This is a genomic window from Pseudomonas sp. DE0010 (genome assembly GCF_007680745.1).
Classification (GTDB): Bacteria; Pseudomonadota; Gammaproteobacteria; order Pseudomonadales; family Pseudomonadaceae; genus Aquipseudomonas; species Aquipseudomonas parafulva_B.
Genome location: NZ_VEJQ01000024.1, coordinates 1 through 25,132 on the forward strand (window position 1 = coordinate 1; position 25,132 = coordinate 25,132).

General features: G+C 63.5%; 27 protein-coding genes. 20 read left to right on the top strand and 7 right to left on the bottom strand.

Features of this window, described 5'->3' with window-relative positions:
• Positions 1 to 333 precede the first annotated feature (333 nt).
• Both FS767_RS17265 and FS767_RS17270 read right to left on the bottom strand, forming a co-directional pair.
• Positions 334 to 1,347 carry a GNAT family N-acetyltransferase gene (locus FS767_RS17265; protein ID WP_144967023.1) on the bottom strand — a complete coding sequence of 338 codons (1,014 nt, stop codon included), beginning with the start codon at positions 1,345 to 1,347 and terminating at the stop codon, positions 334 to 336.
• Positions 1,348 to 1,432: 85 nt separating this feature from the next.
• The gene (locus tag FS767_RS17270; protein ID WP_144967024.1) at positions 1,433 to 2,233 is read right to left on the bottom strand and encodes an ABC transporter substrate-binding protein; all 801 of its coding nucleotides are present in this window, start codon (positions 2,231 to 2,233) and stop codon (positions 1,433 to 1,435) included.
• Positions 2,234 to 2,403: 170 nt separating this feature from the next.
• Between FS767_RS17270 and FS767_RS17275 the strand changes: the two genes are divergently transcribed.
• A complete protein-coding gene (locus tag FS767_RS17275) occupies positions 2,404 to 2,949 on the top strand; it encodes an exonuclease domain-containing protein (RefSeq protein WP_144967025.1) in 546 nt (181 codons plus the stop codon).
• Positions 2,950 to 3,039: 90 nt separating this feature from the next.
• Positions 3,040 to 3,324 (top strand): pyrimidine/purine nucleoside phosphorylase, encoded by a 285-nt coding sequence (locus tag FS767_RS17280; RefSeq protein WP_058604821.1) that lies wholly within the window; start codon positions 3,040 to 3,042, stop codon positions 3,322 to 3,324.
• A 71-nt stretch (positions 3,325 to 3,395) separates the two neighbouring features.
• Here FS767_RS17280 and FS767_RS17285 read toward each other — a convergent pair whose 3' ends face one another.
• Complete coding sequence (locus FS767_RS17285) at positions 3,396 to 4,091, bottom strand: alpha/beta fold hydrolase (protein ID WP_144967026.1); 696 nt, start codon at positions 4,089 to 4,091, stop codon at positions 3,396 to 3,398.
• A 49-nt stretch (positions 4,092 to 4,140) separates the two neighbouring features.
• Here FS767_RS17285 and ccoN (FS767_RS17290) point away from each other — a divergent pair, with 49 nt between their 5' ends.
• The 16 genes from ccoN (FS767_RS17290) (at position 4,141) to FS767_RS17370 (ending at position 19,815) form a co-directional block, all read left to right on the top strand.
• Positions 4,141 to 5,565 (top strand): cytochrome-c oxidase, cbb3-type subunit I, encoded by a 1,425-nt coding sequence (gene ccoN / locus FS767_RS17290; protein ID WP_027916026.1) that lies wholly within the window; start codon positions 4,141 to 4,143, stop codon positions 5,563 to 5,565.
• A 13-nt stretch (positions 5,566 to 5,578) separates the two neighbouring features.
• Entirely contained in the window at positions 5,579 to 6,187 is a 609-nt protein-coding gene (gene ccoO / locus FS767_RS17295; RefSeq protein WP_058604818.1) for a cytochrome-c oxidase, cbb3-type subunit II, read from the top strand.
• Between the two features lie 5 nt (positions 6,188 to 6,192).
• Positions 6,193 to 6,396, top strand: coding sequence for a cbb3-type cytochrome c oxidase subunit 3 (locus FS767_RS17300; RefSeq protein WP_144967027.1), 204 nt, complete (start codon positions 6,193 to 6,195; stop codon positions 6,394 to 6,396).
• Positions 6,393 to 7,334, top strand: coding sequence for a cytochrome-c oxidase, cbb3-type subunit III (gene ccoP, locus FS767_RS17305; RefSeq protein ID WP_058638570.1), 942 nt, complete (start codon positions 6,393 to 6,395; stop codon positions 7,332 to 7,334). The genes FS767_RS17300 and ccoP (FS767_RS17305) overlap by 4 nt, the downstream gene beginning before the upstream one ends.
• 369 nt (positions 7,335 to 7,703) lie before the next feature.
• Complete coding sequence (gene ccoN, locus FS767_RS17315; RefSeq protein ID WP_058604815.1) at positions 7,704 to 9,146, top strand: cytochrome-c oxidase, cbb3-type subunit I; 1,443 nt, start codon at positions 7,704 to 7,706, stop codon at positions 9,144 to 9,146.
• The gene (ccoO, locus tag FS767_RS17320) at positions 9,146 to 9,754 is read left to right on the top strand and encodes a cytochrome-c oxidase, cbb3-type subunit II (protein ID WP_023535925.1); all 609 of its coding nucleotides are present in this window, start codon (positions 9,146 to 9,148) and stop codon (positions 9,752 to 9,754) included. Before ccoN (FS767_RS17315) ends, ccoO (FS767_RS17320) begins: the two co-directional genes overlap by 1 nt.
• A 5-nt stretch (positions 9,755 to 9,759) precedes the next feature.
• On the top strand, positions 9,760 to 9,957 hold the full coding sequence (locus tag FS767_RS17325) for a cbb3-type cytochrome c oxidase subunit 3 (RefSeq protein ID WP_144967028.1): 198 nt from the start codon (positions 9,760 to 9,762) through the stop codon (positions 9,955 to 9,957).
• Entirely contained in the window at positions 9,954 to 10,934 is a 981-nt protein-coding gene (ccoP, locus tag FS767_RS17330; RefSeq protein WP_144967029.1) for a cytochrome-c oxidase, cbb3-type subunit III, read from the top strand. Before FS767_RS17325 ends, ccoP (FS767_RS17330) begins: the two co-directional genes overlap by 4 nt.
• A gap of 471 nt (positions 10,935 to 11,405) precedes the next feature.
• A complete protein-coding gene (gene ccoG, locus FS767_RS17335; protein WP_144967030.1) occupies positions 11,406 to 12,821 on the top strand; it encodes a cytochrome c oxidase accessory protein CcoG in 1,416 nt (471 codons plus the stop codon).
• 14 nt (positions 12,822 to 12,835) lie between these two features.
• Positions 12,836 to 13,360, top strand: a complete 525-nt coding sequence (locus tag FS767_RS17340) for a FixH family protein (RefSeq protein ID WP_144967031.1) — start codon at positions 12,836 to 12,838, stop codon at positions 13,358 to 13,360.
• Between the two features lie 37 nt (positions 13,361 to 13,397).
• The gene (locus tag FS767_RS17345; RefSeq protein ID WP_144967032.1) at positions 13,398 to 15,869 is read left to right on the top strand and encodes a heavy metal translocating P-type ATPase; all 2,472 of its coding nucleotides are present in this window, start codon (positions 13,398 to 13,400) and stop codon (positions 15,867 to 15,869) included.
• The gene (ccoS, locus tag FS767_RS17350; RefSeq protein WP_144967033.1) at positions 15,851 to 16,063 is read left to right on the top strand and encodes a cbb3-type cytochrome oxidase assembly protein CcoS; all 213 of its coding nucleotides are present in this window, start codon (positions 15,851 to 15,853) and stop codon (positions 16,061 to 16,063) included. The genes FS767_RS17345 and ccoS overlap by 19 nt, the downstream gene beginning before the upstream one ends.
• On the top strand, positions 16,056 to 16,739 hold the full coding sequence (locus FS767_RS17355) for a sulfite exporter TauE/SafE family protein (RefSeq protein WP_144967034.1): 684 nt from the start codon (positions 16,056 to 16,058) through the stop codon (positions 16,737 to 16,739). Before ccoS ends, FS767_RS17355 begins: the two co-directional genes overlap by 8 nt.
• A gap of 177 nt (positions 16,740 to 16,916) precedes the next feature.
• Complete coding sequence (hemN, locus tag FS767_RS17360) at positions 16,917 to 18,299, top strand: oxygen-independent coproporphyrinogen III oxidase (protein WP_144967035.1); 1,383 nt, start codon at positions 16,917 to 16,919, stop codon at positions 18,297 to 18,299.
• 178 nt (positions 18,300 to 18,477) lie between these two features.
• On the top strand, positions 18,478 to 19,212 hold the full coding sequence (fnrA, locus tag FS767_RS17365; protein WP_027916015.1) for a Crp/Fnr family transcriptional regulator FnrA: 735 nt from the start codon (positions 18,478 to 18,480) through the stop codon (positions 19,210 to 19,212).
• Positions 19,213 to 19,266: 54 nt separating this feature from the next.
• A complete protein-coding gene (locus tag FS767_RS17370) occupies positions 19,267 to 19,815 on the top strand; it encodes an adenine phosphoribosyltransferase (RefSeq protein ID WP_023535921.1) in 549 nt (182 codons plus the stop codon).
• A 93-nt stretch (positions 19,816 to 19,908) separates the two neighbouring features.
• On the opposite strand, the gene recR is transcribed toward FS767_RS17370, so the two are convergent.
• From recR to dnaX, 3 genes are all read right to left on the bottom strand, one after another.
• Positions 19,909 to 20,511, bottom strand: a complete 603-nt coding sequence (recR, locus tag FS767_RS17375) for a recombination mediator RecR (protein ID WP_023535938.1) — start codon at positions 20,509 to 20,511, stop codon at positions 19,909 to 19,911.
• 125 nt (positions 20,512 to 20,636) lie between these two features.
• Complete coding sequence (locus FS767_RS17380; RefSeq protein ID WP_023535908.1) at positions 20,637 to 20,972, bottom strand: YbaB/EbfC family nucleoid-associated protein; 336 nt, start codon at positions 20,970 to 20,972, stop codon at positions 20,637 to 20,639.
• Between the two features lie 63 nt (positions 20,973 to 21,035).
• Positions 21,036 to 23,084 carry a DNA polymerase III subunit gamma/tau gene (dnaX, locus tag FS767_RS17385; protein WP_144967036.1) on the bottom strand — a complete coding sequence of 683 codons (2,049 nt, stop codon included), beginning with the start codon at positions 23,082 to 23,084 and terminating at the stop codon, positions 21,036 to 21,038.
• A 119-nt stretch (positions 23,085 to 23,203) separates the two neighbouring features.
• Here dnaX and FS767_RS17390 point away from each other — a divergent pair, with 119 nt between their 5' ends.
• On the top strand, positions 23,204 to 23,962 hold the full coding sequence (locus FS767_RS17390) for an ABC transporter substrate-binding protein (protein ID WP_144967037.1): 759 nt from the start codon (positions 23,204 to 23,206) through the stop codon (positions 23,960 to 23,962).
• Positions 23,963 to 23,965: 3 nt separating this feature from the next.
• On the opposite strand, the gene FS767_RS17395 is transcribed toward FS767_RS17390, so the two are convergent.
• Positions 23,966 to 24,445 carry a DUF2938 domain-containing protein gene (locus FS767_RS17395; protein ID WP_144967038.1) on the bottom strand — a complete coding sequence of 160 codons (480 nt, stop codon included), beginning with the start codon at positions 24,443 to 24,445 and terminating at the stop codon, positions 23,966 to 23,968.
• An 80-nt stretch (positions 24,446 to 24,525) separates the two neighbouring features.
• Here FS767_RS17395 and FS767_RS17400 point away from each other — a divergent pair, with 80 nt between their 5' ends.
• Positions 24,526 to 25,035, top strand: coding sequence for a helix-turn-helix domain-containing protein (locus FS767_RS17400; RefSeq protein WP_144967039.1), 510 nt, complete (start codon positions 24,526 to 24,528; stop codon positions 25,033 to 25,035).
• Positions 25,036 to 25,132: the final 97 nt, after the last annotated feature.

A 25,132-nucleotide genomic window follows, 5' to 3' on the forward strand; every position in this document is an offset into this window, starting at 1 on the left:
AACTTGCGCGGGTGGCGTTCGCCCTGATGAGAAATCAGGACGAATATGTCACCAGAAAGGGGAAACTGGCTTGCTGAAAACCATAGAATCTCCCACACGGGGGTTCGCTGGCCCTCAGATGCGGTCAAAGGCAGTTGCTCCCGCAATCGCGCTACTTCGGCCATACCACGATCACGGTAGGAGCGGCCTAGTGCCGCGATGGGCTGCGCAGCAGCCCCAGAGATGTGAGCATTATAGCTAAATGCCGGGAGCGGCCTTGCCGGGGCGCATCCGCAAAATCACTGGTTTCAAGTGCGAGACCAGGTAGGGGTTTGACCGCCTTCAGTACCACACTCAAACCAGAGCACAACGATCAAAAAACCGCTCCCGCCCCAGAATCATCAGCGCCGCCCGCTTGTGGGGGAAGTCGAACTCCTTGTCACAATGAAAGCACTGGTCCTGCATGTAGCCGATCATCCGCGCATTGTCGGCACGCGGCTCGGCGACAACGCGCTGGGTGCGCGGGTCGTCCAGGAACAGGTAGTGCACCAGCGCGCAGAGCCAGCTGGCGACCTTATGGGGGCCGCGGTGCTGTTGTTCGCCCACCAGCATGTGGATGCCACGGTCATAATCGTCGGCCTGGTAGAACGGGGCGATGCGGTCTTCCTTGGCCCAATAGGCCTCGAAGTAGGCAAACGGCTGGTCATCGAAGCAGCCGATCAGCGTGAGGGTATGGGGGTCCGCTTCGAGCTTGGCCAAGTACTCGCGGTGCTGCGCCAGGCTACCCCCTTCCTGCCAGAACGCCTCTACCCGCGGCTCGTTCTGCCAGCGGTTGAAGCGCTCAAGGTCGTGCTCGATGTCCAGGGTGCGCAGCGATACCCAGCTGCCAAGCCGCGCATCGAAGCGCCGGTACACTTCGCCTCGCGGCTTGGGCGCTCGCAGCGGGTGTCGTTTACCAGCGGTGATGCGCATCTGTTGCGGGTACACCGCGGCCTGCGCATCACCCAGCCACGGCTGAGGCAACTGCCAGAACAAAGCCCGCTCGCACAAGTACTGCCCTGGTTGCTCGCTGCTCACCAACAAGCCAGAGGCCAACGCCTGGGCGGGTACTTCATGCAGCTGCCAGGTCAACGTCTGGCAGGTGACGTGCTGGGACAACAGCCAGTAGCACGCCGCCCACAGCGCCTGGTAGGGCCGCTGCGAGCAGACGTATTCCACCTGCACCACTGGAGTGCCGTGGGTGTGCACCTGCAACGTGATCAAGGGTCGCGCTTCGAGCGACAGGCACAGCAAACCGTCGCGCTGCTCGGCGCTCAGGCTGCGCCAGCGTGGCGTGTGGGTTGTCTGCAAGGCGGCATCTGAGGGCATGGGTGATACTCGGTGACGTGAAAGAAAGGCTCACTCTGCAAGACGATGCCAGCTCCCCCGGATTTAGCCGCTGCCGTTGACGGGGCTACGGGCGCCCGGCAGTGACCGTGATGCCATAGGGTTCGAAAATGCGCGCCAGCTCGCCCTTCTCGCGCAGCGCCTGCAGCAACCCGGTGAAAGCAGTGGCTGACAACGGCCCACCTGCACGCAGCACGGCATAGTGGTGGTAGACCTGATCGATACGCCCCGATGCCGCCAGCCGGCCCTGACTAGAGGGGTTACGGGCCAGAAAGTCGGTGAGGTACGAGCGCGTCACCAGCGCGATGTCGGCGCGACCGGCCTGCACCATCAGCAGGTTGCTGTCGTGGGAGTAGGTCAAGGTAGCGTTGAAGGCTTTGCGCAGGTAGGTGGGGTCGGGATTGAACCCTGCAAAGGCATAGTGGTAGCCGTTGAACATGGCCAGGCGCTTGCCCTGCAGGTCATCCACATAGTGCGGGTCGGCCAGGCTGCTGGTACGCCCCACGAACACTTCGGCATCTTCAAGGCCCATGTCCACCGCCTCGTGCGGCACCTGTGCCCAACCCCAGTGCGGGTTCTCGAACACCGCCATGTCGGTGCGGCCTTGCAGCAGGTCGCCAAAGCGTCGTTGCACCGAGGTGGGCACCAGCACAAAGCGATAACGGGGTTGCGACAGGTTCAGCGCGTCGATCAACTGCGCCAGCAGGCCAGTGCCCGCCCCTTGCTCGGGACGCACGGTGTACGGCGGGAAATGAGCAGCCCCAACCCTGACCTCCACCCGTTCCACGGCCCGTGCCGACGGCGCCAGCCAGCAGGCGGCAGAAATAAACAGTGCGGACAGGACCTTGAGGCCGGGCGCTAGGGTCAAAACGAACACTCATCACATGCAAGAACGGAATCCGCTTACGCTAGGCGCTTTCCCGACCGGGCACAACCGCCGGGCCGCGCTCTTTATGCCAAAGCAGGCGGCAAAATGCCAGGGGTGTCGGGTGGCAGGACTTTGGCTACGCTCAAGCAAGATTTGGAAGGGAGCCTGACATGGGCCATTGGTTGGTGATCGACCTGGAAGCGACGACAGACGACGGCGGATGGCCGGTCGCAGACATGGAAGTGATTGAAATCGGCGCGAGCCTGGTGACTGGCGAAGGCCGCGAGGTCGACCATTTCCAGCGTTTCGTGCGGCCACGCAGGCGGCCTCAGCTGACGCCGTTCTGCCGCGAGCTGACCCACATCAGCCAGACGAACGTGGACTCGGCCGCCCCCTTTACCGAGGTGTGGCCCAGTTTCGAACGGTGGCTGGCGCACCATCAGGCGCAGTTGCAGGCCTGGGTGAGCTGGGGCGACTACGACCGTGTGCAATTGCTCCAGGAATGGCGGCAGCATGGCCTGGACAGCGCGCTGCGGGCACTGCCCCACATCAACCTCAAGCAGCGTTTTGCCAAGGCCCGTCACCTGCAGCGTCCCACCGGGCTCAACAGTGCCCTGCACATGGCCGGCATGCACTTTTGCGGCCAGCAGCACCGGGCCTTGGAAGACGCGCGCAACACCGCGCGCCTGCTGCCGTTGAGCCTGCCGAGCGGTTGACGGGCGGCGCCTTTCAAAGCGGATGACGGCGCCAGTGGCCTTGGGCATACTGGCCAGCCTTTTTGCCCTCTTCTGTTACTGGAGTCGCCCATGTTCAAGGTCAACGAGTACTTCAACGGCACCGTCAAGTCGATCGCTTTCACTGGCGAAGAAGGCCCGGCCACCGTCGGTGTGATGGCCCCTGGTGAATACGAGTTCGGCACGGCCAAGCGTGAAATCATGCACGTGGTCTCGGGCGCGCTGATCGTGAAGCTGCCAGGCAGCGACGCCTGGGAAACCTTCGCTGCTGGTACCCAGTTCAACGTGCCGGCCGACAGCAAGTTCCAGCTGCAAGTCAAGGTCGAAACGGCCTACCTCTGCGAGTACCGCGACTAAGCCTGCCGCAGGCCGAGTACCTTCACTCGGCCGCCACCCTTGATGAACGCGGGCCCGCTCACCGCGCACCGTCATTGCCCATTCAGAAAGCGCGCCACCTTGTCGGCCGCTGCCTGCAGGTGCTGTTCATGACTGAACCCGGAAGCCTTCAGGGGCTTTAGGTCATGATCGCCCGTCGCCAGCCACTGCACCTCGATCGCAGGTGACAAGGTGTACCGCTCGACCGCCTCCCGATTGCCCAAGGCATCGCGCTCACCCTGTACGACCAAGGTCGGGGTCTGCAACCCGGCCAGGTGTTCGACCCGTGGTTTTTCCGGCTTGCCTGCTGCATAGAACGGATAGCCCAGGCACACCAGTGCATCGGCTCCCAGCTCGTCAGCCACCAGGCTGGCCATGCGCCCGCCCATCGACTTGCCACCGATCGCCAATTTGCCCGCGACCAATGGTCGCACCTGTTGATACACCTCACGCCAGCACTGCAGCAAGGCAGGCTGCGGATTGGGTGGCCTTTTACTGCCGCCGTGCCGACGCTGGGCCATGTACGGGAACTCGAAGCGCACCACGGCTACGCCACGTTCTGCAAGCCTTTGCGCCATTTGCTCCATGAACCCGCTGTCCATCGGCGCCCCGGCGCCATGGGCAAGGATCAGGCAGGTCCGATACGGCTCACCGTACACCCCGTGTTCAGGTGTGCAGCGCAAGCCTGGGACATTTCCGACCTTGGCCCATTGATCCCCGTCAATGCAGGCATTTTGCCCATTACTCATGCTTGCCTCGCTCTATAGCCTGCCAATAACCGTGGATGGGAACCCATACATGAACACAACCAGCAGTACCGCCTATAACTACAAGGTGGTCCGCCAATTCGCCATCATGACGGTGGTGTGGGGAATCGTCGGGATGGGGCTCGGCGTCTTCATCGCCGCCCAGCTTGCCTGGCCTTTCCTGAACCTCGATCTCCCCTGGACCAGCTTCGGCCGCCTGCGCCCACTGCATACCAATGCGGTGATTTTCGCGTTTGGCGGCTGTGCGCTGTTCGCCACCTCCTATTATTCGGTGCAACGCACCTGCCAGACCACCCTGTTCGCGCCACGCCTGGCCGCGTTCACCTTCTGGGGCTGGCAACTGGTGATTCTGCTGGCTGCCATCAGCCTGCCGCTGGGTTACACCAGCTCCAAGGAATACGCCGAACTGGAATGGCCGATCGATATCCTGATCACCATCGTGTGGGTGGCGTATGCCGTGGTGTTCTTCGGCACCCTGATCAAACGCAACACCAAGCACATCTATGTGGGCAACTGGTTCTTCGGCGGTTTCATCCTGACCGTGGCGATGCTGCACATCGTCAACAACCTGGAGCTGCCTGTCAGCCTGACCAAGTCCTACTCGGTCTACGCCGGGGCCACCGATGCCATGGTGCAGTGGTGGTACGGCCACAACGCCGTGGGCTTCTTCCTGACCGCAGGCTTCCTGGGCATGATGTACTACTACGTGCCCAAACAAGCCGAACGCCCGGTGTACTCCTATCGCCTGTCGATCGTGCACTTCTGGGCGCTGATCACCCTGTACATCTGGGCAGGCCCTCACCACCTGCACTACACCGCCCTGCCCGACTGGGCCCAATCGCTGGGCATGGTGATGTCGCTGGTGCTGCTGGCTCCAAGCTGGGGCGGCATGATCAACGGCATGATGACCCTGTCCGGCGCCTGGCACAAACTGCGCAGCGACCCCATCCTGCGCTTCCTGGTGGTGTCGCTGGCGTTCTACGGGATGTCCACCTTCGAAGGCCCGATGATGGCCATCAAGACTGTCAACGCACTGTCCCACTATACCGACTGGACCATCGGCCACGTGCATGCCGGCGCCCTGGGCTGGGTAGCGATGATCTCCATCGGCGCCCTGTACCACACCATCCCCAAGGTCTTCGGCAAAGAGCGCATGTACAGCATCGGGCTGATCAACGCGCACTTCTGGCTGGCCACCATCGGCACCGTGCTCTACATCGCTTCGATGTGGGTCAACGGCATCGCCCAGGGCCTGATGTGGCGCGCTGTCAACAGCGACGGCACGCTCACCTACTCGTTCGTCGAAACCCTGGTGGCCAGCCACCCAGGCTTCGTCGTGCGCTTCGTCGGTGGCGCGATCTTCCTCAGCGGCATGTTCCTGATGGCCTGGAACACCTGGCGCACGGTGCGTTCGCCAGCGCTGGATACCGTCCCTGCGAACGCCCAGCTGGCTTGAGGAGACCTGCCTGATGAAACATGAAGTCATCGAGAAAAACGTCGGCCTGCTGGCCTTGCTGATGGTCTTCGCCGTCAGCATCGGCGGCCTTACCCAGATCGTCCCGTTGTTCTTCCAGGACGTAGCCAATACGCCGGTCGAGGGCATGAAGCCCTACACCGCGCTGCAGCTCGAAGGCCGTGACATCTACATCCGCGAAGGCTGCGTGGGCTGCCACTCGCAGATGATCCGCCCGTTCCGCGCCGAGACCGAGCGCTATGGCCATTATTCGGTTGCCGGTGAAAGCGTGTGGGACCACCCGTTCCTGTGGGGCTCCAAGCGCACCGGGCCAGACCTGGCGCGGGTCGGCGGGCGCTATTCGGACGACTGGCACCGGGCGCACCTGTACAACCCGCGCAACGTGGTACCGGAGTCGAAGATGCCGTCGTATCCGTGGCTGGTGGCCGACCAGGTCGACAACAGCCACACCGACACCAAGATGCGCGTGCTGCGCACCCTGGGCGTGCCCTACACCGACGAAGACATTGCCGGCGCGCGCGAGGCGGTCAAGAACAAGACCGAGATGGACGCCCTGGTTGCCTACCTGCAGGTGCTGGGCACTTCGATCAAGAACAAGAGGTGAATGCGATGGAAATGGACATCGGCATGATCCGCGGCCTGGGCACCCTGGTGGTGTTGATCGCCTTCATCGGCTTGAGCCTGTGGGTATTCAACCGGCGCCGCGACCGGGACTTCGCCGAAGCGCGCCTGCTGCCCTTCGACGACGACCGCCTGCCTTCTGTCGAGCAGGCACCTGAAACCCGTGCAGCTGCGAGGAGCAAAGCACAATGACCGCCTTCTGGAGTACCTACATCAGCGTACTGACCATCGGCAGCCTGATCGGCCTGACCTGGCTGTTGCTCGGCACCCGCAAGGGCCAGAGCAACAGCACGACCGACCAGACCATGGGGCACAGCTTCGATGGCATCGAGGAATACGACAATCCGCTGCCCAAGTGGTGGTTCTGGTTGTTCGTCGGCACCCTGGTCTTCAGCGCAGGCTACCTTGTGCTGTATCCGGGCCTTGGCAACTGGAAAGGCATCCTGCCCGGCTACGAGGATGGCTGGACCGGTGTCAACGAATGGCAGAAGGAGATGGACAAGGCTGACGCCAAGTTCGGCCCGATCTTCGCCAAGTACGCCGCCATGCCCGTGGAAGAAGTGGCCAAGGATCCGCAGGCACTGAAGATGGGCAGCCGCCTGTTCGCCTCCAACTGCTCGGTTTGCCATGGGTCCGATGCCAAGGGCGCCTATGGCTTTCCCAACCTGACCGACAACGACTGGCGCTGGGGCGGTGAGCCTGAAACGATCAAGGCGTCGATCATGAACGGCCGTCACGGCGTGATGCCGGCCTGGGCCGAGGTGATCGGTGAACAGGGCGTGTCGGATGTGGCAGCGTTCGTGCTGACCAACCTCGATGGGCGCAAGCTGCCCGAAGGCGTCAAGGCCGACCCGGTCAAGGGCAAGGAGCTGTTTGCGAGCAACTGCGTGGCCTGCCACGGACCTGAGGGCAAGGGCACCCCTGCCATGGGTGCGCCGGACCTGACCCACCCGCAGGCCTTCATCTATGGATCGAGCTTCGCCCAGCTGCAACAGACCATTCGTTATGGTCGCCAGGGCCAGATGCCGGCGCAAGCCGAGATCCAGGGCAACGACAAGGTGCACCTGCTGGCGGCCTACGTCTACAGCCTCTCGCAGGGCGATGCAGCCCAAGGCGTAACGGTCAAGTAACGCATTCTACGTCTTCCTGCCCCGCCCCACAGCGCCGCATTAGCGGCGCTTTTCATTTGTGCGCCTCCAGCACCTCAGCCGGTTTGCGACACCCCACCTCACTCAAGACACGCCCTCCCGGTACCCTGTCGCCAACTTTGGGGGCTCCCGAAAAAAGCCTGACCGTTCGATCAGAAAAAACCGAGAAACGGTACACATTACAAATATTTATTTGTGTACAATCCATGGCATCCCCCGTTCACTGCGTGCCATTGTCGAACAGGGCTGGACACGGGTCGGCGTACCAAAGTTGCGTTGCGGTAACCCAGGGGGTTTCCGATACTGATGCCGATTTCGACCAACAAGAACATAAAACCGTGGAACCTTAGAATGAGCACTGCAATCAGTTCGACTGCTTATAACTACAAGGTCGTCCGCCAGTTCGCCATCATGACGGTGGTCTGGGGGATCATCGGCATGGGCCTGGGCGTCTTCATCGCCTCGCAGCTTGTGTGGCCGCAGCTCAACCTGGACCTGCCCTGGACCAGCTTCGGCCGCCTGCGCCCGCTGCACACCAACCTGGTGATCTTCGCCTTCGGTGGCTGTGCATTGTTCGGCACCAGCTACTACGTGGTGCAGCGCACCTGCCAGGCCAGGCTGATCTCCGATCGCCTGGCGGCCTTCACCTTCTGGGGTTGGCAGGCCGTGATCGCCGGGGCCTTGGTCACGCTGCCCATGGGCTACACCACCACCAAGGAATACGCCGAACTGGAATGGCCGCTGGCGATCCTGCTGACCATTGTCTGGGTGGCCTACGGCGCGGTGTTCTTCGGCACCATCGTCAAGCGCAAGACCAAGCACATCTATGTCGGCAACTGGTTCTATGGGGCGTTCATCGTGGTCACCGCGATGCTGCACATCGTCAACCACATCTCGTTGCCGGTCAGCCTGTTCAAGTCGTATTCGGCCTATTCGGGCGCAACCGATGCCATGATCCAGTGGTGGTATGGCCACAACGCCGTCGGCTTCTTCCTGACCACGGGCTTCCTGGGCATGATGTACTACTTCGTGCCCAAGCAGGCCGAGCGGCCGATCTATTCGTACCGCCTGTCCATCGTACATTTCTGGGCGCTGATCACCCTGTACATCTGGGCAGGCCCGCACCACTTGCACTACACCGCCCTGCCGGACTGGGCGCAGTCGCTGGGCATGGTGATGTCGATCATCCTGCTGGCCCCAAGCTGGGGCGGCATGATCAACGGCATGATGACCCTCTCCGGAGCCTGGCACAAACTGCGCACCGATCCGATCCTGCGCTTTCTGGTGGTGTCACTGGCCTTCTACGGCATGTCCACCTTCGAAGGGCCGATGATGGCCATCAAGACGGTGAACTCGCTGTCGCACTACACCGACTGGACCATTGGCCATGTGCATGCCGGGGCCTTGGGCTGGGTCGCGATGATCTCCATCGGCGCCGTGTACCACATGATCCCGCGCCTGTACGGGCGTGAGCAGATGCACAGCATCGGCCTGATCAATGCTCACTTCTGGCTGGCGACCATCGGCACCGTGTTGTACATCGCCTCGATGTGGGTCAATGGCATTACCCAGGGCCTGATGTGGCGCGCCATCAACGACGACGGCACCCTCACCTACTCGTTCGTCGAAGCCCTGCAGGCCAGCCATCCGGGCTACATCGTTCGCGCGCTGGGCGGCGCGTTCTTCGCCAGCGGCATGCTGCTGATGGCCTACAACGTGTGGCGCACCGTGCGCGCGGCCAACCCGATTCAGGCTGAAGAAGCCGCCAAGATCGCTGTCGTGGGAGCGCACTGATGAAGCACGAAGCCGTAGAGAAGAACATCGGCCTGCTGGCCTTCTTCATGGTGATCGCCGTCAGCATTGGCGGGCTCACCCAGATCGTCCCCTTGTTCTTCCAGGACGTGACCAACCAGCCGGTCGAAGGCATGAAGCCGCGCACCGCACTGGAGCTTGAAGGCCGGGACATCTACATCCGCGAAGGGTGCGTGGGTTGTCATTCGCAGATGATCCGCCCGTTCCGGGCAGAAACCGAGCGCTACGGCCATTACTCGGTCGCCGGCGAAAGCGTCTGGGACCACCCGTTCCTGTGGGGCTCGAAGCGCACCGGCCCGGACTTGGCCCGGGTCGGTGGGCGCTACTCCGATGACTGGCACCGCGCCCACCTGTACAACCCGCGCAACGTGGTGCCGGAGTCGAAGATGCCGGCCTACCCGTGGCTGGTGGAAAACACCCTCGATGGCAAGGACACGGCGCGCAAGCTCCAGGTGCTGCGCACGCTCGGGGTGCCCTACACCGATGCCGACATCGCCGGCGCCCGGGATGCGGTCAAGGGCAAGACCGAAATGGACGCCCTGGTGGCGTACCTGCAAGGCCTTGGTACCCTCATCAAGAGCAAACGGTGACGGCGATGGATATTGGAATGATTCGCGGCCTGGGCACCGTGGTGGTGCTGGTGGCCTTCATCGGCCTGGCCCTGTGGGTGTTCAGCCCGCGGCGCAAGAAAGATTTCGACGAAGCGACCCAACTCCCCTTTGCCGATGACCCCAAGGCCCGCCAACACGTCGAGCACGCACAAGAAAAGGCATCCAGGAGCAAGAAACCATGACAACGTTCTGGAGTGTGTACGTCACCGTTCTGACCCTGGGCACCATCTTCGCCCTGACCTGGCTGCTGCTGTCCACCCGCAAGGGCCAGCGCGAGGAAACCACCAGCGAGACCGTCGGCCATGCGTTCGACGGCATCGAGGAGTACGACAACCCGCTGCCCAAGTGGTGGTTCTGGCTGTTCGTCGGCACTATCTTCTTCGCCCTGGGCTACCTGGCCTTGTACCCGGGCCTGGGCAACTGGAAAGGCATCCTGCCCGGCTATGCGTACCTGGATAACGACAAGCAGGCCGAGTTCTCGGACGGTCAGGCCGGCTGGAGCGGTGTGCACGAATGGGAGAAGGAAATGGCCAAGGCCGACGCCCGGTTCGGGCCGATCTTCGCCAAGTTCGCAGCCATGCCCATTGAAGAGGTGGCCAAGGACCCGCAGGCCCTGAAGATGGGCGGTCGCCTGTTCGCCTCCAACTGCTCGGTCTGCCACGGCTCCGATGCCAAGGGTGCCTATGGTTTTCCTAATCTGACCGACAATGACTGGCGCTGGGGCGGCGAGCCGGAAACCATCAAGGCCTCGATCATGAACGGGCGCCACGGGGTCATGCCGGCGTGGGCCGAGGTGCTGGGCGAACAGGGCGTGGCCGATGTGGCCGCGTTCGTGCTCACCAACCTGGACGGTCGCCGCCTGCCGGAGGGCATCAATGCCGACCCAGCCAAGGGCAAGGCGATCTTCGCCAGCAGCTGCGTGGCCTGCCACGGGCCGGAGGGCAAGGGCACCCCGGCCATGGGCGCACCGAACCTGACGCACCCGCAGGCGTTCATCTACGGGTCGAGCTTTGCGCAGTTGCAACAGACCATCCGCTACGGCCGCCAGGGGCAGATGCCAGCCCAGGCGCAGTTGCAGGGCAACGACCGGGTGCATCTGCTGGCCGCTTACGTGTACAGCCTCTCGCACACGCCAGAGGCAGGCGATAAAAGCGAGTGAGAGGGTTTTGCCAGGCGAGGCGTGAACCCAGCAACCGGGTTCTTGACCCGGTTGCGCTGACCCTCTGCGCAACCGGATTGTTCAACAGGTGGGCAACAAATGCGTCACCGGCTGACCTGGATCAATTGACACTTCCCATATCACGTTTCACAAGATCAACCCAATGCGGCCAAAGGTCGCACCCCGGTCTGAACGTCTGCCAGGGGCGTATCATGGCCGCGCAGCGCTAGGCTCTGTGTGAAGAGTCTTGAGACGAAGGTCAGGCAAGGCGAAAACAGCTGAGGAACGGTCGGAGTCGCGCTCGACTTTACGGGTTGTAAATGAGCATTCCGACCGGGCTGGCGATCCAGGCTGTTTTCAACGCAGCATCACCGAGTATCAAGGCTTTTCACACAGGGCCTAGCAGATTGCGCGAGACTGCGGCCGGCATGTACTGGCCGCGGCATTTCTCCACTGCCGTGGGACATGATGATGAGCAAGCATATTCCGGTACATGATGTAACCCCGCCTGCCAACACAGGAAAGGATTCCGTTGACCTCTACGCCTCGCGCGAAAAAATCTACACCCGTGCCTTCACCGGCCTGTTCCGACGCCTGCGCATGGTGGGCGGTGCGGTCTTGTTCTTGCTGTATTTCGGTACCGTCTGGCTGAACTGGGGCGGGCATCAGGCGGTGTGGTGGAACCTGCCGGAACGCAAGTTCTACATTTTCGGCGCAACCATCTGGCCCCAGGACTTCATCCTGCTGTCGGGCATTCTGATTGTGGCGGCCTTTGGCCTGTTCTTCATCACCGTGTTCGCAGGCCGGGTCTGGTGCGGCTATACCTGCCCGCAGAGCGTGTGGACGTGGATCTACATGTGGTGCGAGAAGGTCACCGAAGGTGATCGCAACCAGCGAATGAAGCTGGACAAGGCGCCCATGAGCGCCAACAAGTTCGCCCGCAAGCTCGCCAAGCACAGCCTGTGGCTGCTGATCGGCTTCGTCACCGGCATGACCTTCGTCGGCTATTTCGCCCCCATCCGCGAACTGGTGGTCGAGTTCTTCACGGGCCAGGCAGACGGCTGGGCCTACTTCTGGGTCGGTTTCTTCACCCTGGCCACCTATGGCAACGCCGGCTGGCTGCGTGAGCAGGTGTGCGTGTACATGTGCCCCTACGCGCGCTTTCAGAGCGTGATGTTCGACAAGGACACGCTGATCGTGTCCTACGACCCGCGCCGTGGCGAGACCCGCGGGCCGCGCAAAAAAGACGTGGACTACAAGGCCAAGGGCCTGGGCGATTGCGTCGACTGCACCCTGTGCGTGCAGGTATGCCCCACGGGCATCGACATCCGCGATGGCCTGCAGATCGAGTGCATCGGCTGCGCCGCGTGCATCGACGCCTGCGACAGCATCATGGACAAGATGCACTACCCCAAAGGGCTGATCAGCTATACCACCGAGCACAACCTGTCCGGGCAGAAGACCCACCTGCTGCGCCCTCGCCTGATCGGCTATGCCGTGGTGCTGCTGGTCATGATCATCGCCCTGGCCAGCGCCTTTGCCACCCGTTCGCTGGTAGGCCTGGATGTGAGCAAGGACCGCGTCCTGTACCGGGAGAATGCGCAGGGGCGCATCGAAAACGTGTATAGCCTCAAGGTCATGAACAAGGACCAGCGCGATCACGTCTACGTGCTCGATGCCACCGGCCTGCCCGACTTGATGCTCGATGGCCGACGGGAAATCCGCGTGGCCGCTGGCGACATCGTCAGCCTGCCCGTACAACTGTCGGTGGCCCCGGAAAAACTGCCCTCGACCACCAACGAAATCACCTTCATCCTCAAGAGCGCCGATGACAGCGACGCCCAGGTTGAAGCCAAGAGCCGTTTCATCGGCCCGCAGATTCGCTAAGAAGGATGAACACCATGCCTGCCACCGCCGCCAGCCCCTGGTACAAGCACCTCTGGCCCTGGATCATCATCGGCATCCTGACCACCTCGGTGTGCCTGAGCCTGACCATGGTCAGCATCGCCGTGCGCAACCCGGACAACCTGGTGAACGACAACTATTACGAGGCCGGCAAGGGCATCAACCGCTCCCTGGACAGGGAGCTGCTGGCCCAGCAACTGGCGCTCAAGGCCAGCGTTCACCTGGACGACCTGACCGGTGAAGTAGACGTGCGCCTGACCGGCAGCAGCGACCCGCAGAAGCTTGAGCTGAACCTTATCTCCCCCACCCAACCGGCCATGGACCGCCAGGTGCTGCTCAGCCGTGTCGAACAGGGTCGCTATGTCGGCCAGCTGGAAGACAAGGTCGATGGCCGCCGCTTCGTCGAGCTGCTGGGCAGCGAAGGCGATCAGGTGTGGCGCCTGTTCGAAGAAGAGAAGGTTGAGCATGGCGTGACCCTGGAGCTGGGTGACGAGGCGCTGCAAGGCGCTCAACACCTGTGATCGTGCTCGCGGTCGACCTGTGCAAGGCAATGATGCGATGACCCAACCCACCCCCTGCTACCACTGCGCACTGCCCGTCCCCGCCGGTCGCGCGTTCACCGCCGTGGTTCTGGGGCAGCCCCGGGCCTTCTGCTGCCCCGGCTGCCAGGCGGTGGCCGAGTCGATCGTGGCCGGGGGCCTTGAGCACTACTACCAGCACCGCAGCGACAACAGCGCCAACCCACAAGCCCTGCCTCGGCAGTTGCAAGACGAGTTGGCGCTATACGACCGCAGCGATGTGCAGCAGCGATTCGTGCGGCACGAGGGCGAGCTGGCCGAAGCCACGCTGTTGGTCGAAGGCGTCAGTTGCGCGGCCTGCGGCTGGCTGATCGACAAGCACCTGCGCAACCTGCCGGGGGTGGCCGAAGCGCGCCTGAACCTGTCCAATCATCGGCTGCTGCTGAGCTGGGACGATCGGCAATTGCCGCTGTCGCAGGTGCTGGCGGCGCTGCGCCGGATTGGCTACGCCGCCCACCCCTATCAGCCGGACCAGGCGGCCGAACAATTGAGCCGGGAAAACCGCAGCGCGTTGCGCAGGCTGGGGGTGGCCGGATTGCTATGGTTCCAGGCGATGATGGCAACCATGGCCACGTGGCCGGAATTCAACATGGACCTGTCCGCCGAGCTGCACACCATCCTGCGCTGGGTGGCCTTGTTCCTCACCATTCCCATCGTTTTCTACAGCTGCGCGCCCTTTTTCAAGGGCGCGGCGCGTGATCTGCGCACCCGCCACCTGACCATGGACCTGTCCGTCTCGCTGGCTATTGCCCTGGCGTTCGGTGCCGGGATCTGGACGGCGGTGACCGGCAGCGGCGAGCTGTATTTCGACACGGTCGGCATGTTCGCCCTGTTTCTCCTGACCGGGCGCTACCTGGAACGGCGCGCCCGCGAACGCACGGCCGCCGCGACGGCGCAGCTGGTCAACCTGTTGCCGGCATCCTGCCTGCGTGTCGACGCCCAGGGCCGCAGCGAGCGCATCCTGCTCAGTGAACTGCGCTGCGGGGACAGCGTGCAGGTGTTGCCTGGGTCAGTGATCCCGGCTGACGGGCGCATCGTGCAAGGGCGCTCGAGTGTCGATGAATCGCTGCTGACCGGCGAATACCTGCCCCAACCTCGCCAGGTGGGTGATCGGGTCACAGGTGGCACGCTGAACGTGGAAAGTGCCCTGCATGTGCAGGTGCAAGCCGTGGGCCAGGATTCGCGGTTGTCCGCCATCGTGCGCTTGCTGGAACGCGCCCAGACCGAAAAGCCGCGCCTGGCCCAGATCGCCGACCGCGCCTCCCAGGTGTTCCTGTTGTGTTCACTGCTGGCGGCCGTCGCGATTGGCGTGTGGTGGTGGCAAGTGGAGCCGCAGCGGGCGTTCTGGATCGTGCTGGCCATGCTGGTCGCGACCTGCCCCTGCGCGCTGTCGCTGGCCACCCCGACCGCGCTGACGGCGGCGACAGGCACGTTGCACAAGCTGGGCCTGCTGGTCACACGCGGTCATGTGCTGGAGGGCCTGAACCAGATCGACACGGTGATTTTCGACAAGACCGGCACGTTGACCGAAGGGCGCCTGACCTTGCGCAGCATCAGGCCGCTGGGCCGTGCAACGGCCGACACCTGCCTGGCCTGGGCCGCAGCCCTGGAAAACCGCTCCGAGCATCCCATCGCACGGGCCTTCGGTCAGGTGGCCACGCCGGCCGATGGTGTGCTGGCCGTGCCCGGTCTGGGCCTTGAGGGCGAGGTTGAAGGCCAACGCCTGCGCATAGGCCAGGCGAGCTTCGTCTGCGCTTTGAGCGGCACACCGCCGCCGGCGATACCCGAGCCACGGGGGCAGTGGCTGCTGCTGGGCGACCGCCGCGGCCCGCTGGCGTGGTTCGGGCTGGACGATCGCCTGCGCGAAGACGCCCCTGCCCTGCTCGCCGCCTGCAAGGCCTTTGGCTGGCGTACGGTGCTGTTGTCCGGAGACAGCTCGCCGATGGTCGGCGAGGTGGCCGCGCAACTGGGCATCGACGAGGCCGCTGGCGGCCTCAGGCCCGATGACAAGCTGGCGCGGCTCAAGGCCCTGCAAAAGGCCGGGCACAAGGTGCTGATGCTGGGGGACGGGGTCAATGACGTGCCGGTGCTGGCAGCGGCAGACATCAGCATCGCCATGGGCAGCGCCACTGACCTGGCCAAGACCTGCGCCGACGCGGTGCTGCTTTCCAACCGGCTCCAGGCGCTGGTGCAGACGGTCTCGCTGGCGCGGCGTACTCGGCGCATCATCATCGAGAACCTGCTGTGGGCCAGCCTGTACAATGGCCTCATGCTGCCGTTCGCGGCCCTTGGCTGGATCACCCCGGTGTGGGCAGCGGTCGGCATGTCGGTCAGTTCACTGGTGGTGGTGCTCAATGCCCTGCGCCTGACCCGTATGCCTGCTGCTGCGCCTGCCCTGGCCGCGTCAGCACCTACCCCTGCGAGGAACCTGCCATGCCCGCCCTCTATGTGATGATCCCCGCAGCGCTGCTGCTGGTCGGCGTGGCCGTCTACATCTTCTTCTGGGCGGTGGACAGCGGTCAGTACGAAGACCTCGAAAGCCCCGCTCACAGCATCCTCTTCGACGATCAGGATCCCCGTCACCAGGCCGCCGTCATGCCCGAACAAACGCCTGATTCCCATCCCGAGCCCCCGACGCGTGGCTGACCTGCTGCCCTTGCTGGGCTCGGCGCTGGTTCTCGGCCTGCTCGGAGGGGGTCACTGCCTGGGCATGTGCGGCGGCCTGATGGGCGCCCTGACCCTGGCCATTCCCCCGGCCCAGCGCGGCCGTCGCCTGCGGCTGCTGGTGGCTTACAACGTCGGGCGTGTGCTCAGCTATACCGTCGCGGGCCTGACGCTCGGTGTGGCGGGCTGGGCGGTGGCCAACAGCCCTGCAGTGCTGGTTTTGCGCACCATGGCCGCCTTGCTGCTGATCGCCATGGGCCTGTACCTGGCCGGCTGGTGGAGCGGACTGACCCGCATCGAGGCCATGGGTCGCGGGCTGTGGCGGCACATCCAGCCGGTGGCGTCGCGCCTGCTTCCGGTCTCTAGCCTGCCTCGTGCATTGCTGCTGGGTGCCTTGTGGGGCTGGCTGCCGTGCGGGTTGGTGTACAGCACCTTGTTGTGGGCTGCGAGCCAGGGGAACGCCTTGCACAGCGCAGCCCTGATGGCGGCATTCGGGCTGGGGACCTGGCCCGTGCTGCTGGCCACCGGGTTGGCGGCCGGGCGGGTAAACAAGGTGTTGAGACGACGCAGCGTGCGGGTGGCCGGTGGCATGCTCGTGGTGCTATTCGGCCTGTGGACACTGCCCGGGCCTCATCAACACTGGCTGATGGGCCATTGAAGCGCGCCAGGCGGCGCAGCGCATGGCTTATGGCCATTAACCGGCCGTGACGACCGCGCATCGCTTGTGCTAGACGCAGCGCCCTCAGGCCGTTTAGCGCTTGATACAAATCAACACAGATTCCTACAGACATCCCTAGACTCCGGAACATTGCTGCTCTTTCCGGGGACCGCCCTCATGCTCGACGACCTACGTTGGGACACCGACCTGATCCGCCGCTACGATCTGGCCGGGCCACGCTACACCTCCTACCCAACCGCCGTGCAACTGCACAGCGAAGTGGGCTCGTTCGACCTGCTGCACGCCCTGCGCGAAAGCCGGCGGGCCGTACGCCCGTTGTCGCTGTACGTGCATGTGCCGTTCTGCGCCAACATCTGCTACTACTGCGCATGCAACAAGGTCATCACCAAGGACCGGGCACGCGCTGCCCCCTACCTGCAACGCCTGGAACAGGAAATCCAGCTGGTGGCTTGCCACATGGACAGCAGGCAACGTGTGGAGCAGCTGCACTTTGGCGGCGGCACCCCAACCTTCCTGAGCCACGTAGAGCTGCGTCAACTGATGGCCACGCTGCGCCAGCACTTCAGCCTGCTCGATGACGATTCCGGCGACTATGGCATCGAAATCGACCCGCGCGAGGCGGACTGGTCGACCATGGGCCTGCTGCGTGAGCTGGGCTTCAATCGTGTCAGCCTCGGCGTGCAGGACCTGGACCCGGCCGTGCAACGCGCCGTCAACCGCCTGCAGAGCCTGGAGCAGACGCGGACCTTGATCGAGGCGGCTCGCACCTTGCAGTTCCGCTCGGTGAACCTGGACCTGATCTACGGACTGCCGCGCCAGACGCCCGAAGGGTTCGCCCGCACCGTTGAGGAAGTGATCCGCCTGCAGCCCGATCGCCTGTCGGTCTTCAACTACGCCCACCTGCCTGAACGGTTCATGCCGCAACGGCGCATCGAAGCCGGGGAGCTGCCCAGTGCAGCGGCCAAGCTGGACATGCTGCACGCCACCATCGAGCAACTGACCGTTGCCGGCTACCGCTACATCGGCATGGACCACTTCGCCCTGCCCGATGACGAACTGGCCGTCGCCCAGGAGGAAGGCACGCTCCAGCGTAACTTCCAGGGCTACACCACCCATGGGCACTGCGACCTGATCGGCCTGGGCGTGTCGGCGATCAGCCAGATCGGCGATCTGTACTGCCAGAACAGCAGCGACCTCGCCACCTACCAGGACAGCCTGTCCAACGCCCAGCTCGCCACCCAGCGTGGCCTGCTGTGCACCCCCGACGACCGCCTGCGCCGGGCGGTCATCCAGCAGCTGATCTGCCACTTCGAGCTGGACTTCGAGCCGATCGAACAAGCATTCGCCATCGATTTTCGTGGCTATTTCAACGACCTGTGGCCGGAGCTTCTGACCTTGCAGCGCGACGGCCTGATTCGCCTGGACGACAAGGGCATTCGGATCCTGCCGGCTGGGCGACTGCTGGCCCGCGCGGTGTGCATGGTCTTCGATGCCTACTTGGCCATGCACAATCGCCAACGGTTCTCCCGTGTGATCTGAGCGAGACATTTGGCCGCACTCACCACGCCCCGGCCATGTGGCTCTTGGCACACAGGCGATCGGGCAATGCGCTGGCGGGTCTGACAGGTCATCCTGCTGGTCGCGGCCACTGGCCTACACCCTATGTCGTGGGTTACCCTTACGACTTATGTGTGCTTTCCCACAAGGATCGAGTCAAATGTCCGAGCCAGTCAAACTGCGCCCACACAGCCAGGCCCATTGCAAGGATTGCAGCCTGGCCCCCCTGTGCCTGCCCCTTTCACTCAACCTGGAAGACATGGACGCACTGGACGAAATCGTCAAGCGAGGTCGCCCTCTGAAGAAAGGCGAGTTCCTGTTCCGCCAAGGGGATAATTTTGGCTCGGTCTATGCCGTACGCTCCGGCGCCCTGAAAACGTTCAGCCTGAGCGACAGCGGCGAAGAGCAGATCACCGGTTTCCACCTGCCCAGCGAGCTGGTGGGCCTGTCCGGCATGGACACCGAGGCATACCCGGTGTCGGCCCAGGCCCAGGAAACCACATCCGTTTGCGAGATTCCGTTCGAGCGCCTGGATGAGCTGTCGGTGCAGTTGCCGCAGCTGCGTCGCCAGCTGATGCGCGTGATGAGCCGCGAAATTCGCGACGATCAGCAGATGATGCTGCTGCTGTCGAAGAAGACCGCCGATGAGCGCATCGCGACGTTCCTGGTCAACCTGTCGGCGCGCTTTCGTGCCCGTGGTTATTCGGCCAACCAGTTCCGCCTGAGCATGTCGCGCAACGAGATGGGCAACTACCTGGGTCTGGCGGTGGAAACCGTGTCGCGCGTGTTCACCCGCTTCCAGCAGAATGGCCTGCTGCGCGCCGAAGGCAAGGAAGTGCATATCCTCGACCCGATCCAGCTTTGCGCGCTGGCCGGTGGGGCAATGGAGGCCTGAGGGTTGCATTAGCAGGTATACTGGGCCATTCGTTTTCCCAGGATACCTGCAACAATGCACAGCGACGCCTTCGACCTCAAAGCCCTGATCCGTCCGGTAGTGGACTTCCCCAAGCCGGGCGTGATCTTCCGCGACATCACCCCACTGTTCCAGTCGCCGCGCGGGCTGCGCTATGTGGCCGATCAGTTCATCGAGCGCTATGTCGAGGCCGAGTTCAGCCACATCGGCGCCATGGACGCGCGTGGCTTTCTGATCGGTTCGATCATCGCCCACCAGCTGAACAAACCCCTGATCCTGTTCCGCAAGCAAGGCAAGCTGCCCGCTGACGTGCTCAGCGAGGGGTACCAGACCGAGTACGGCGAAGCCTTCCTGGAAGTGCACGCCGACAGCCTGTGCGAGGGCGACTCGGTACTGATCTTCGACGACCTGATCGCCACCGGCGGTACGCTCCTGGCCGCCGCCAACCTGGTGCGCCGTACGGGTGCGCAGGTGTTCGAGGCGGCAGCCATCATCGACCTCCCCGAGCTGGACGGCTCGCGCCGCTTGCAGGCGGCGGGCGTACCGACCTTCTGCCTGACCGAGTTTTCCCTCAGCGAGCGCTGAGGGGGGGGCGGATGGGCGGCGATGGGGTGCGGGATCAGCTTCGCCGCTGGAACCCCTATGTCACGGCACTGCCAGTCGAACCCGATCGCTGCCTCAGAGCGAAATAGGACGACGCCCTGCAAAGGCATGGGCCAGCGTGCCGCCGTCCACCAGCTCCAGCTCGCCGCCCAAGGGCACGCCATGGGCGATACGCGAGGCGACCAGACCCTTTTCAGCCAGCAACTGGGCAATGTAGTGCGCCGTGGCTTCACCTTCCACCGTGGGATTGGTGGCAAGAATGACTTCGGTGAAGGTGCCCTGCTCCTGGATGCGTGCCATCAGCTGGGGAATGCCGATCGCCTCCGGGCCCAGTCCGTCGAGCGGCGACAGATGCCCTTTGAGCACGAAATAACGCCCGCGATAGCCAGCCTGCTCGACGGCATAGACATCCGTCGGGCCTTCGACCACGCACAGTTGCGTGTCGTCACGCCGTGGGTCGGCGCACTGGGGGCAGAGGTCCTGTTCGGTCAGGGTGCGGCATTGACGGCAATGTCCTACCCCTTCCATGGCCTGGGTCAGCGCCTGGGCGAGCCGCAGCCCCCCGCTGCGGTCACGCTCCAGCAATTGCAGGGCCATGCGCTGTGCCGTTTTCTGGCCAACGCCGGGCAGAATGCGCAAGCCGTCGATCAGCTGGCGGATGAGAGGACTGAAGCTCATGGGAAACGCCTGACAAGTCATTAAGAGGCGGTTTATACCCACCATGGGGAGTGGCGTCAAATCGGCACGGCGGCCATAAAAAAACCGCCGCTGTTACCAGCGACGGTTCGTCGGCGCGCAAATGCTCAGAACGGCATCTTGAAGCCTGGCGGCAGCTGCATGCCAGCGGTCATGCCGCCCATCTTTTCCTGGCTGCTCTGTTCGATCTTGCGCACGGCATCGTTCAGGGCTGCAGCGATCAGGTCTTCAAGTACTTCCTTGTCGTCTTCTTCGGTCGACATCAGGCTCTGGTCGATGCTCACACGCTTGACGTCGTGGCGGCCGGTCATCACCACGCTGACCAGACCACCGCCGGACTGGCCGGTGACTTCTGCGTTGGCCAGCTCTTCCTGCATTTTCTGCATCTTTTCCTGCATCTGCTGGGCCTGCTTCATCAGGCCGGCCATGCCACCTTTCATCATGGGGAATACCTCGATTGGGTCATGTGATGCGGCCTGGCACTAGGCTGGCCGCATGGTTATCCGTTACTGGCCCTGACTGGCCAGGGCCTCTACAGGCTCAATAGTATCGTGCCGCACCTTGGCGCCAAACAGCTTGATCATCTGCTGGATCAGCGGGTCGTGCTCGATTGACGCCTCGGCTTCGTGCTGGCGTTCAAGGCGCTTGCGGGCCGCGGCCTGGGCTGGCGTTTCCTGTTCGGGACGGATCAGCTCGATGCGCAGGTTCAACGTACGCCCCAGGTGCTGGTTGAGCGCCTCGTTCAGGCGCCTTTGCTGGGTGGCGTTGAACAACGCGCCTTGCCCCGGGTCCAGGTGCAGGAGCCAGTCATCACCGTCGGCGGCGATCAACGTGCAGTTGGCCGCGATGTTGCCCGTCATACCAGAGACAGGCAACTGCGGGAACAATTCCAGCCATTGCAAGGCCAACCCGGTCGCCGGCTTGGCAGCGGGCAGCGGCTCGGCGGGGGCCTGGGGCTGCTCCTGGACGTGCTCGGCCAGCTCATCGAGGTAGCTGAAGCCCACCGGATCGCTTTCGCCAGCATAGTAGTCTTCGTCGAGCGGCGGCTCATCGTCGCGGTCCATGCCCACCGACGCGTACGCACCTGGATCGAACGGGGGCACGTCATCGTGGGCTGGCGCCTGTTGGGCAGGCGCAGGTTTTGCAGCAACGGGTGCTGGGGCCGGCTGGGGCTCCGGCACGGCCGGTGCGGCAGGCTCTTCCCATGGCAGATCGACAACTGGCGCAATGGGCTCAGGCACCGAGATGGCGGAGATTTCCGCCTCGAGTTCGCGGTCACGCTCAGCTTCGGGTTCATGGTCGGCCGTTGCCGGCGCAGGCACCTCGATCACGGGCGCTGGCGGCGCCGACGCAACCGGTTCGCTTACCGGTTGGGCAACCGCTGCCGGGGGCGCCACCGGCTCGACGGAATCAGCTGTGGCCTGGCTGATCCCCACTGGCTTTAGCACCGGCCTCGGGGCCCCGTCCGCATCGGCCGGGCGGAACGCCAGCATGCGCAGCAGTACCATTTCGAAGCCACCACGCGGGTCGGGCGCCAAGGGCAGGTCACGCCGCCCTATCAGGCCCATCTGGTAATAGAACTGTACGTCTTCGGCCGGCAAGGCAGCAGCCAGGGCCAGCACGCGCTCCCGGTCACCCTGGCCGTTGTCCACCGCCTCGGGCAAGGCCTGGGCGATGGCCACGCGGTGCAGCACGTTGAGCATTTCGGCCAGCACCCCGGCCCAGTCCGGGCCCTGCTCGGCCAGGTTGCACACGGCTTCGAGCAGTGCGCGTGCATCCCCTTCGAGCAATGCCTGCAGCACCCCGTACACCTGGCCGTGGTCCAGGCTACCGAGCATGGCACGCACATCGGCAGCCAGCACCTTGCCTTCACCGAAGGCGATGGCCTGGTCGGTCAGGCTCATGGCATCGCGCATCGAGCCGTCGGCCGCACGGCCGAGCAACCACAGCGCATCGGCTTCGAACGGCACGTTCTCGGCCTCGAGCACGTGGCTCAGGTGCTCGACCACACGCTCCGGGCTCATGTTCTTCAAGGAGAACTGAAGGCAGCGCGACAGAATGGTAGCCGGCAGTTTCTGCGGGTCGGTGGTGGCGAGGATGAACTTGACGTAGGGCGGTGGTTCTTCCAGCGTCTTGAGCAACGCGTTGAAGGAATGGGTCGAGAGCATGTGCACTTCGTCGATCAGGTAGACCTTGAAGCGACCACGGCTCGGCGCGTACTGGACATTGTCCAGCAGCTCGCGGGTATCCTCGACCTTGGTACGGCTGGCGGCGTCGATCTCGATCAGGTCGACGAAACGCCCTTCATCGATTTCCCGGCAGACCGAGCAGGTACCGCAGGGCGTGGAGGTAATGCCGGTTTCGCAGTTCAGGCATTTGGCGATGATGCGCGCGATGGTAGTCTTGCCTACACCGCGCGTGCCGGTGAACAGGTAGGCATGGTGCAGGCGCTGGTTGTCCAGCGCGTTGATCAAGGCCTTGAGCACATGGGCCTGGCCGACCATTTCGCGAAACGAGCGCGGACGCCATTTACGTGCAAGAACCTGATAACTCATCGAAAAACCATCGTAGCCTGATCGAGCGGAAGATCGCTAATGCTAGCGGAGCGGGGGCAAAATTGCACTGCCTGACTGGCCGGGCGCGACGATGGACAGCGGATCATGGAGGACCTGCGGTGCGGACCCTGCTGACGTTGCTTCTTTTCTGGTCGGCCCACAGCCTGGCTGAACAGCCGGTACTGCGTTTTTCGGTGGCCGAGAGCTGGAGCATGCCGCTGATTCGCATCGAGAACGGCCAGCCGGTCGAGGGCCTGTTGTTCGATGTGATGCAGGCAGCCGCCGAGCAAGCCGGTGCACGCGCCGAATATCATGTGATGGCTCGAATGCGCCTCGAGGAGGCGATGAACCAGGGTGATATCGATGTACGTTGCTATGTCAGCGATCAGTGGCTGATGGCGCGGCCGAAGGACTTCATCTGGAGCGTGCCGCTGATTCACCAGCGCGATGTACTGGTAGGCCGCTTAGGCGAAGGCGGCCCGATTTCGCCGCAACGGTTGTCACCCCAGCCCATCGGTACCGTCCTGGGCTACACCTACACCACGCTTGAACCCCTGCTGGCGGCACACCGCCTTTACCGGGAGGACAGCCGCAGCCAGGAGCTGGCCCTGCAGAAGCTGCAAGCGGGACGGTATCGCTATGCCGTCAGCAACCAACTGTCACTGCGCTGGTTCAACCACCAGCGCCATGCGCAACTGCAGCCACTGGCGGTGCTGGACGAACAGGACCTGGGCTGTCTGGTACGCAACGACCCTGATATCCCCGCCCAAGCGCTTCTGCGCGCATTGGTGCGCCTCAAGCAGAGCGGGGAGATGGAGCGCTTGCTGCAACGCTACGGCAGCACCGAAGAGCCCCAACCCGCCGGGACGGAGACCTGACACCTACAGCGCCAAGGCCGTCACGTACATCCCGATACCGAATACCAGGTGGTTCACCAGGCTCTTGAACCGCGCACGCCAGGGGCTGGGCATGCGTGAAGCAAAAAAGCCCATGCCCATGGCAGGCTGCATCAGGCACAGGGGCGCCAGTACCGTACCTGAGCCCACAGCCAATGCCGGCCACAGGGTCGGGGCGCTCAGCCAGGGGGTGCCCGCCGTGATGACCAGCAGCATCGCGAACGCCACGCCAATGACGTAGTGCAGCGTCCAGCCCAAGATCCGCTCATGCTTGATGGGCGGGGCCTGACGGATTGCCTGGTGGCGCCAGCGCCCTCGCAGTGCATGCCCCGCCCAGCGACCCACCAAGGCGTAATCGAGCGTGCTAACGCCCAGGCGCCTGGAGACCGCCGACCAGCCGTCCATGAAAAGTGTGGCCCCGACGCCGATGCCTATTGCTGCAATCCACTGTTCGCTGATGCCCATGACGCTCCCTCTGATTTGACGTTGTCGGATACGCCGGTCAGCATGCAAGTTGAAGTCAACTTCAAGTCAAGGACTTGTACATGGACATTGCCGATGTGGCGAGGCGCACGGGCGTGCCGTCTTCAACGCTGCGTTATTACCAGAAGAAGGGTCTACTTACAGCGCGTGGCGAGCCTGGCCAACGCCGGCAGTTTTCGGCTGACGTGACTGAGAGGCTCGCATTGATAGCGCTGGGCCAGGCCGCCGGTTTTTCGCTGGACGAAATCAGCACCCTGCTGGTGGACATGAAGGTCGACCGTGGTCAACTGCTGGCCAAGGCCGATGAGCTCGACAGCCGGATCAAGACGTTGCAGGCCATGAGCAAAGGCTTGCGCCACGCGGCTGAGTGCCCTGCCGACGATCATCTGGCTTGCCCGAGGTTTCGCCGGTTGATGGCAGTGGCCTCAGCACGGTCAGCACATTCGAATGTATTGCGCGGCTTGAAAGGGGCAACCCCTTCAGCGGGCAAACCTAGGCTCTGTGTGAAAAGTCTTGAGACGAAGGTCAGGCAAGGCGAAAACAGCCGAGGAAGCGGAGTTTACGGGTTGTAAATGAGCATTCCGAGGCTGTTTTCAACGCAGCATCACCGAGTATCAAGGCTTTTCACACAGAGCCTAGGTGCTGAATACTGCCGACAACTGCCAAAGT

What these genes read in the sequence shown, in the direction of transcription:
- FS767_RS17395 (WP_144967038.1), bottom strand. Translation starts at nt 24,445, where the DNA reads ATGGGCATCAGCGAACAGTGGATTGCAGCAATAGGCATCGGCGTCGGG.
- ccoG (WP_144967030.1), top strand. Translation starts at nt 11,406, where the DNA reads ATGAGCAAGCATATTCCGGTACATGATGTAACCCCGCCTGCCAACACA.
- FS767_RS17280 (WP_058604821.1), top strand. Translation starts at nt 3,040, where the DNA reads ATGTTCAAGGTCAACGAGTACTTCAACGGCACCGTCAAGTCGATCGCT.
- recR (WP_023535938.1), bottom strand. Translation starts at nt 20,511, where the DNA reads ATGAGCTTCAGTCCTCTCATCCGCCAGCTGATCGACGGCTTGCGCATT.
- FS767_RS17370 (WP_023535921.1), top strand. Translation starts at nt 19,267, where the DNA reads ATGCACAGCGACGCCTTCGACCTCAAAGCCCTGATCCGTCCGGTAGTG.
- ccoN (WP_058604815.1), top strand. Translation starts at nt 7,704, where the DNA reads ATGAGCACTGCAATCAGTTCGACTGCTTATAACTACAAGGTCGTCCGC.
- FS767_RS17265 (WP_144967023.1), bottom strand. Translation starts at nt 1,347, where the DNA reads ATGCCCTCAGATGCCGCCTTGCAGACAACCCACACGCCACGCTGGCGC.
- FS767_RS17325 (WP_144967028.1), top strand. Translation starts at nt 9,760, where the DNA reads ATGGATATTGGAATGATTCGCGGCCTGGGCACCGTGGTGGTGCTGGTG.
- ccoP (WP_058638570.1), top strand. Translation starts at nt 6,393, where the DNA reads ATGACCGCCTTCTGGAGTACCTACATCAGCGTACTGACCATCGGCAGC.
- ccoS (WP_144967033.1), top strand. Translation starts at nt 15,851, where the DNA reads ATGCCCGCCCTCTATGTGATGATCCCCGCAGCGCTGCTGCTGGTCGGC.
- FS767_RS17380 (WP_023535908.1), bottom strand. Translation starts at nt 20,972, where the DNA reads ATGATGAAAGGTGGCATGGCCGGCCTGATGAAGCAGGCCCAGCAGATG.
- ccoN (WP_027916026.1), top strand. Translation starts at nt 4,141, where the DNA reads ATGAACACAACCAGCAGTACCGCCTATAACTACAAGGTGGTCCGCCAA.
- ccoO (WP_023535925.1), top strand. Translation starts at nt 9,146, where the DNA reads ATGAAGCACGAAGCCGTAGAGAAGAACATCGGCCTGCTGGCCTTCTTC.
- FS767_RS17340 (WP_144967031.1), top strand. Translation starts at nt 12,836, where the DNA reads ATGCCTGCCACCGCCGCCAGCCCCTGGTACAAGCACCTCTGGCCCTGG.
- hemN (WP_144967035.1), top strand. Translation starts at nt 16,917, where the DNA reads ATGCTCGACGACCTACGTTGGGACACCGACCTGATCCGCCGCTACGAT.
- FS767_RS17275 (WP_144967025.1), top strand. Translation starts at nt 2,404, where the DNA reads ATGGGCCATTGGTTGGTGATCGACCTGGAAGCGACGACAGACGACGGC.
- ccoP (WP_144967029.1), top strand. Translation starts at nt 9,954, where the DNA reads ATGACAACGTTCTGGAGTGTGTACGTCACCGTTCTGACCCTGGGCACC.
- FS767_RS17300 (WP_144967027.1), top strand. Translation starts at nt 6,193, where the DNA reads ATGGAAATGGACATCGGCATGATCCGCGGCCTGGGCACCCTGGTGGTG.
- FS767_RS17400 (WP_144967039.1), top strand. Translation starts at nt 24,526, where the DNA reads ATGGACATTGCCGATGTGGCGAGGCGCACGGGCGTGCCGTCTTCAACG.
- FS767_RS17285 (WP_144967026.1), bottom strand. Translation starts at nt 4,091, where the DNA reads ATGAGTAATGGGCAAAATGCCTGCATTGACGGGGATCAATGGGCCAAG.
- fnrA (WP_027916015.1), top strand. Translation starts at nt 18,478, where the DNA reads ATGTCCGAGCCAGTCAAACTGCGCCCACACAGCCAGGCCCATTGCAAG.
- FS767_RS17345 (WP_144967032.1), top strand. Translation starts at nt 13,398, where the DNA reads ATGACCCAACCCACCCCCTGCTACCACTGCGCACTGCCCGTCCCCGCC.
- ccoO (WP_058604818.1), top strand. Translation starts at nt 5,579, where the DNA reads ATGAAACATGAAGTCATCGAGAAAAACGTCGGCCTGCTGGCCTTGCTG.
- dnaX (WP_144967036.1), bottom strand. Translation starts at nt 23,084, where the DNA reads ATGAGTTATCAGGTTCTTGCACGTAAATGGCGTCCGCGCTCGTTTCGC.